The 6521-nt window shown below is 68.0% G+C and carries 6 protein-coding genes (1 of these 6 only partly in view); 4 read left to right on the forward strand and 2 right to left on the reverse strand.

The features are described 5' to 3' along the window. Positions 1–143: 143 nt before the first annotated feature. The 3 genes from C1927_RS01740 to C1927_RS01750 all read left to right on the forward strand — a co-directional run bounded on the left by C1927_RS01740 (position 144) and on the right by C1927_RS01750 (position 2544). Positions 144–944 (forward strand): exodeoxyribonuclease III, encoded by an 801-nt coding sequence (locus tag C1927_RS01740; RefSeq protein WP_079225006.1) that lies wholly within the window; start codon positions 144–146, stop codon positions 942–944. Next, positions 941–2236 carry an MFS transporter gene (locus C1927_RS01745; protein ID WP_108745771.1) on the forward strand — a complete coding sequence of 432 codons (1296 nt, stop codon included), beginning with the start codon at positions 941–943 and terminating at the stop codon, positions 2234–2236. Before C1927_RS01740 ends, C1927_RS01745 begins: the two co-directional genes overlap by 4 nt. 77 nt (positions 2237–2313) lie before the next feature. Continuing rightward, the gene (locus tag C1927_RS01750; RefSeq protein ID WP_079225485.1) at positions 2314–2544 is read left to right on the forward strand and encodes a hypothetical protein; all 231 of its coding nucleotides are present in this window, start codon (positions 2314–2316) and stop codon (positions 2542–2544) included. 66 nt (positions 2545–2610) lie between these two features. On the opposite strand, the gene C1927_RS01755 is transcribed toward C1927_RS01750, so the two are convergent. Then, positions 2611–3738, reverse strand: a complete 1128-nt coding sequence (locus C1927_RS01755; RefSeq protein WP_108747748.1) for an anhydro-N-acetylmuramic acid kinase — start codon at positions 3736–3738, stop codon at positions 2611–2613. 67 nt (positions 3739–3805) lie between these two features. Further along, positions 3806–5278 carry a peptidoglycan DD-metalloendopeptidase family protein gene (locus C1927_RS01760; RefSeq protein WP_079225010.1) on the reverse strand — a complete coding sequence of 491 codons (1473 nt, stop codon included), beginning with the start codon at positions 5276–5278 and terminating at the stop codon, positions 3806–3808. Between the two features lie 167 nt (positions 5279–5445). On the opposite strand from C1927_RS01760, the gene tyrS reads away from it, so the two are divergent. Then, positions 5446–6521, forward strand: partial view of a tyrosine--tRNA ligase gene (tyrS, locus tag C1927_RS01765; protein WP_108745772.1) — the 5' portion only. Its footprint extends 136 nt past the window's final position; only the first 1076 of its 1212 coding nucleotides appear in the window; it begins with the start codon at positions 5446–5448; its stop codon lies off the right edge, out of view.

Genomic DNA, 6521 nt, shown 5'->3' on the forward strand with positions numbered 1-6521 from the left:
TTTGGAGCACAAATCCTAATCCAGCTGGGCGTTCCGCGCTCGCCTGAGGCCCTGTGAAGGCCCTGCCGGGCCCGGCCGGCGGGCTGCGCGGGCCGCCGGGCAACCGGTATGCTTGCCCGGTTTCCCGCCGTAGGTTCATCCGCATGCGCATCATCAGCTTCAACGCCAATGGCATCCGCTCGGCCGCCACCAAGGGCTTCCTCGACTGGTTCCGGGCCCAGGACGCCGACGTTCTGTGCATCCAGGAGACCAAGGCGCAGGAGGACCAGCTCACCGATCCGATGTTCCGCCCCGACGGCCACCACTGCTTCTACCGCGACGCCATCACCAAGAAGGGCTACAGCGGCGTGGCGATCTACAGCAAGCGCGAGCCGGATCAGGTCATCACCTCGCTGGGCTGGGCGCCGTTCGACGACGAAGGCCGCTACATCGAGGCCCGCTTCGGCAATCTCAGCGTGGTCTCCTTCTATATCCCGTCCGGCAGCTCGGGCGACCTGCGCCAGGGCTTCAAGTTCGAAGTGATGGAATGGCTGCGGCCGATCCTGGAGGAGTGGGCGCGCAGCGGCCGCGACTACGTCCTGTGCGGCGACTGGAACATCGTCCGCTCGGCGCTGGACATCAAGAACTGGAAGTCCAACCAGAAGAATTCCGGCTGCCTGCCCGAAGAGCGCGACTGGCTCAACGGCCTGTGTGCCGACCACGGCCAGGCCACCGACGTGGCCACCGGCCGCGGCTGGGCCGACGCCTACCGCCTGCTGCACCCCGCCGGCGAGGATTACACCTGGTGGAGCAACCGCGGCGCGGCCCGCGCCAACAACGTCGGTTGGCGCATCGATTACCAGTTCATCACCCCCGGCCTGCGTGACCGCCTGCGCAGCTGCTCCATCTACCGCGACGAGCGCTTCTCCGACCACGCCCCGTTCACCGTGGACTACGACCTGTGAGCGAAGCCGCTGCAAAGCCCAGCTACAAAGGCTGGGCCGGGATCAAGCGCGCCTTCGGCACGCCCTCGGCCCTGACCATGGCCCTGCTGGGCTTCGGCAGCGGCCTGCCGTTCCTGCTGATCGCCTCGCAGACGCTTTCAACCCGCCTGCGTGATGTCGGCCTGGACCTGGGCAGCATCGGCCTGATCAGCCTGGCCAGCTTCTTCTACCTGCTCAAGTTCGTCTGGGCCCCACTGCTGGACCGCTACGCGTTCCCGCTGCTGGCATTCCTCGGCCGCCGCCGCTCCTGGCTGCTGCTGTCGCAGGTGGCGGTGCTGATCGGCCTGGTCGCGCTGGCCTTCGTCCGCCCCGAACAGGGCGTGTGGCCGCTGGTGGCCTGGGTGCTGGTGGCGTCCTTCGCCGGCGCCACCCAGGATTCGGTGGTCGATGCCTATCGCATCGAGATCGCCCCGGAAACCGCACAGGCTGCGCTGGCTGCCACCTATACGCTGGGCTACCGCATCGGCCTGATCCTGGCCGGTGCCGGCGCGCTCTACCTGGCCCAGTTCGAAGGCTGGATCGTCGCCTACCTGGCCATGGCCGGGCTGATGCTGCTGCCGATCATCACCACCCTGGTGTGCCGCGAACCGGATCGCCCGGCGCAGGCCGTGCAGCGCCGGATCGACGTCGCCGAAGCCTTCGTCAAGCCGATCACCAGCTTCTTCACCCGCAACGGCATCGGCCTGGCGCTGGGCCTGCTGGCTTTCGTCGGGCTGTTCAAGTTCCCCGACCAGGTCATCGGCGTGATGGCCGGCCCGTTCTACCTCGATTCGGGCTTCGACAAGGCCGACATCGCCACCGTCTCCAAGCTGTTCGGCGTGTGGATGGGTATCGGTGGTGCCTTCCTTGGCGGTATCGCCGTGGCCGCCTTAGGCTTCCGCCGCATGCTGCTGGTGGCGGCGCTGGGCGTGGCCCTGTCCAACCTCGCCTTCCTGCTGATGGCGCACAACCCGGGCCAGCTGTGGGCGTTCTACGCCGCGCTCAGCGCCGACAACCTGTTCCAGGGCTTCGCCGGCACCGTGCTGGTGGCCTTCATGTCCTCGCTCACCGACCGCAACTTCACCGCCACCCAGTACGCCCTGCTGGTGTCGCTGGCCAACCTGCCGGGCAAGTTCGTCGGCGGCGTGTCGGGCTATATCGTCGAAGCCAGCTCCTACAGCACCTTCTTCATGCTCAGCGCGGTCACCGTCGTACCGACTCTGCTGCTGCTGGCCTGGCTGTGGCCGCGCATCCACGACCGCAGCGCCCCCTGATTGCCTGACTGCGCAACCTGCGGGATGATCGCCCGGGACGCGCCGAGGGGGCGGTGCCTTGCGAACGGGGAGTGAGCATGGCCGATGTAGTGCTGCGGGACGTGGACCCGCTGCTGTATGAACGTATCCGAAGGGTGGCCGTGGCGCGCGGCTGGAGCCACGAGCAGGCCTGTTCGGTGCTGCTCGAACAGGGCCTGCTGAGCAGCGAGCTGGAGGTCCGCTCCGGCTTCGGCGATCCCGAAGTGGACGCCCTGTCAGCGGCGATCGCCGCCCTGCAGGCCATGCCGGCGGGGCAGGGCTTCCGGTAGATCCACGCCATGCGTGGATGGCGCCGACGGGGTAGCGCCGGGCCACGCCCGGCCGATGGCATCACCTCACGCCAGATGGATCGCCCCGAGAATCCGCGGCCCTTTCGCCCCGGTCACGCTCGGCAGGTTGCCGGCCAGCCCATCCATCGTCCGTTGTGCCAGCCAGGCAAAGCCCATCGCCTCCACATACTCCGGGTCCAGCCCATGCACGGCGCTGGATTCCACCGCCACGCCGGGCAGCAGTGCCGCCAGCCGGTGCATCAGCTGCCGGTTGTGCACGCCGCCACCGCAGACCAGCACCCGGCGGGTCTCCGGCTGCTGGGCCAGCAATGCATCGGCCACGGTCACCGCGGTCAGTTCCAGCAGGGTGGCCTGCACATCCGCGGCGGCGTACTCGCCTTCGCCCATGCGCGCCTCGGCCCAGGCCAGGTGGAACTGCTCGCGGCCGGTGCTCTTGGGCGGCGGCAGGTCGAACCACGGGTCCGCACGCCAGCTGGCCAGCAGCGGTGCATCCACCGCACCACTGGCCGCATAGGCCCCGTCGGCGTCGAAGGTGCGGCCGGTATGGCGCTGGCACCAGGCATCCATCAGTGCATTGGCCGGGCCGGTGTCGAAGCCGCGCGGCACGCCCTGCCGGGGGATCAGGGTCAGGTTGCCGATGCCACCCAGATTGAGCACCGCGCGGTCCTCGCCGGCCGTGCCCAGCATCGCCAGGTGGAAGGCCGGCATCAACGGCGCCCCATGGCCGCCAGCGGCCACGTCGCGGCGGCGGAAATCGGCCACCGTGGTGATCCCGGTCAGTTCGGCAATGCGGTTGCCATCGCCCAGCTGCACGGTGAAGGCCGGGTCGGCCAGCGGCCGGTGGCGCACGGTCTGCCCGTGCGAGCCGATCGCCCGCACCTGGCGGCGGTCCACGCCGGCCTCGTCCAGCAGCTGGTTGGCGGCGGCGGCGAAGTTGATCGCGATGCGCGCATCCAGTTCGCCCAGCTCCTCCACCGACTCCAGCGGACCGCCTTCGCCCAGCGCCACCAGCCGTGCGCGCAGCACCGGCTCCCAGCGGGCGGTCAGGCCACGCACGAAGCGGCAGCCGCCGCTGGCGGGGAACTGCACCAGCGCGGCATCGATGCCATCGGCGCTGGTGCCTGACATCAGGCCAAGGTAGAGGGGGGCATCAACGTCGACGGTCGTGTTCATGGCGGGCATAAAAAAAGGACGCGGCAAGCTTGGGCTGCCGCGTCCTTCCTCGTCAACGCAGCGCGGGTCAGCCGCGCTTGTGGCTGTTGCCCGGCTTGGCCTTGGCGCTGGCCACCTCGGTCGGCGCGGCCTCGCGGCTGCTCGGGGCCGGGCTGGCCTCGGCGTAGATCAGCTTCTCCATGCCCTGGATACGGGCCATGGCCGGCGCGGTCTGCGCACGGAAGGCCACCAGCTCGGCGCCCTTCAGCGGTTCCGGCGGCGGCATGGTCACCGTCAGCGGATTGCGGTGCTCGCCGTTCACGCGGAATTCGTAGTGCAGGTGCGGGCCGGTGGCCAGGCCGGTCGAACCGACATAGCCGATCACCGTGCCCTGGGCCACGCGCTGGCCGGTCTTGATATTGGCAAAGCGCGACATGTGCCCGTACAGGGTGGTGTGGCCGCGGCCATGGTCGAGGATGACCACGTTGCCGTAGCCGCGCTGCACGCCGGCGAACTGCACGCGGGCGTCGCCGGCGGCCATGATCGGCGTACCGGTGCGCGCGGCGTAGTCCACGCCCTTGTGCATGCGCATCTTGCCCAGCACCGGGTGCTTGCGCGCGCCGAACGTCGAGCTCAGCCGCGCGAACGGGATCGGCATGCGGATGAAGCTCTTCTTCAGCGAACGGCCGTTGAGGTCGTAGTACTCCGACTTGCCGCCGCGCTCGAAGCGGAAGCCCGAGTAGGTCTTGCCACCGGTGGTGAAGGTCGCCGCCAGGATCTTGCTCGTGTCGACCTTCTCGCCTTCGCGCCAGGTCTCGTCCATCACCACGCTGAAGCGGTCGCCCGGCTGCAGGTCCTTGGAGAAGTCGATGTCGTACTTGAAGATGTCGTCGGTCATCGTCGCGATCGCCGACGGCGACAGCCCGGCCCGGCGGGCCGCGGCATACAGCGAGCTGGTGATCTCGCCGCTGGTGACCACCGTGCGCGTGGAGGTCTCGCGCTTGGTCACCTTTTCCTTGATGTCATCGCCGGCCAGGCTCAGTTCCACCCGGTTGTCGCCATCGCGGTCGAAGCGGATGCTGCGCAGGTCGCCCGAGAGCGGCATGTCGAAGGCGATCTCGGCCCCGGGGCGCAGCTTGGTCAGCGAGTCACGCGCGCCCGGATGGTCCAGCACCCGGTGCAGGGTGGTGGCGGGGATGCCGGCCTGGTCGAACAGATCGCTCAGGGTCTGCCCGCGCTGCACCCGCAGCACCTGCCAGCTGTCGCCGGGGGTCTGCTGCTGGCGTGCCAGCGACAGCGGCGGCAAGGGCAGGGCCAGGCTGGTGTGGCTTTCCTGGTAGGGCGAATCGATGGTGTGCGAGAAACCCGGCACGATCGTCGCCACCAGGGCGCCGATGGTGGCGAACAGGCTCGCGTGCACCCAATGGCGACGCGTCCAGCGTTCATTGAATGCGGCGGGTAGGTGCTGCCTGAGCTTCCGGTGCAGGGCGTTGTCGTGCAGGACGTGGAGACGTTCCTGGAAGCGCTGCTTGCGTGCGCGCCCTTGTTCGGAATTTTGCATCAGTGGTTTTTTCCTGCGGCCCGGGAGCGCGGGCCTGATCGCCGGTTACCATAGACACCTGAGAAAACCGCGTCAAACCCTTGTGCCTATTGGCTTTTGTGAAGCCGGATGGGTTAACTTGGCGTTAACACCCCACACAAGAAACGGCATAGCCGGGAGTAGTCACCGTGTCCTCGATTGAAGAAGCCCTTGCCCTGATCGGCCGTGGTGCCGACGAGATCCTCAAGATCGAGGATCTGCGTGCGCGCCTGCAGGAAGGCCGTCCGCTGCGGATCAAGGCTGGCTTCGACCCCACCGCGCCCGACCTGCACCTGGGCCACACCGTGCTGCTGAACAAGCTGCGCCAGTTCCAGGACCTTGGCCACCAGGTCATTTTCCTGATCGGCGACTTCACCGGCATGATCGGCGACCCGTCCGGCAAGAGCCTGACCCGCAAGCCGCTCAGCCGCGAGGACGTGCTGGCCAACGCCCGTACCTATGAAGAGCAGGTGTTCAAGGTGCTGGACCGCGAGAAGACCCAGGTGCGCTTCAACTCGGAGTGGTTCAGCACGATGGGCGCGGCCGACATGATCCGCCTGGCCAGCCAGCACACCGTGGCCCGCATGCTCGAGCGCGACGATTTCGCCAAGCGCTACGCCGCCCAGCAGTCCATCGCCATCCACGAGTTCCTGTACCCGCTGGTGCAGGGCTACGACTCGGTGGCCCTGGAAGCGGACGTCGAGCTCGGCGGTACCGACCAGAAGTTCAACCTGCTGATGGGCCGCGGCCTGCAGGAACACCACGGCCAGAAGCCGCAGGTGGTGCTGACCATGCCGCTGCTGGAAGGCCTGGACGGCGTCAACAAGATGTCCAAGTCGCTGGGCAACTACATTGGTATCAGCGAACCGGCCATCGAGATCGTCACCAAGACCATGAAGGTCGACGACACCCTGATGTGGCGCTGGATCGAGCTGCTGTCCTTTGATATCAGCCAGGCCGAAGCAGTTTCGCTGCGTGAAGAGGTCGCCGCCGGCAATCTCAACCCGCGCGTGGTCAAGCTGCGCCTGGCGCGTGAACTGGCCACCCGTTTCCACGACGCGGCTGCGGCTGACCAGGCCATTGCCGGCTGGGAAGCGGCGGTGACCGGGCAGGGCGACATCACCCAGCTGCCGCTGCAGGACGTCGCCATCCCGTCTGAAGGCCTGCGTATTGCGGCTCTGCTGACCGCTGCCGGGCTGACCCCGAGCAACTCCGAGGCCAACCG

The sequence above is a fragment of the Stenotrophomonas sp. ZAC14D1_NAIMI4_1 genome, from assembly GCF_003086775.1.
Classification (GTDB): Bacteria; Pseudomonadota; Gammaproteobacteria; order Xanthomonadales; family Xanthomonadaceae; genus Stenotrophomonas.

What these genes read in the sequence shown, in the direction of transcription:
- C1927_RS01760 (WP_079225010.1), bottom strand. Translation starts at nt 5,278, where the DNA reads ATGCAAAATTCCGAACAAGGGCGCGCACGCAAGCAGCGCTTCCAGGAA.
- C1927_RS01740 (WP_079225006.1), top strand. Translation starts at nt 144, where the DNA reads ATGCGCATCATCAGCTTCAACGCCAATGGCATCCGCTCGGCCGCCACC.
- C1927_RS01750 (WP_079225485.1), top strand. Translation starts at nt 2,314, where the DNA reads ATGGCCGATGTAGTGCTGCGGGACGTGGACCCGCTGCTGTATGAACGT.
- C1927_RS01755 (WP_108747748.1), bottom strand. Translation starts at nt 3,738, where the DNA reads ATGAACACGACCGTCGACGTTGATGCCCCCCTCTACCTTGGCCTGATG.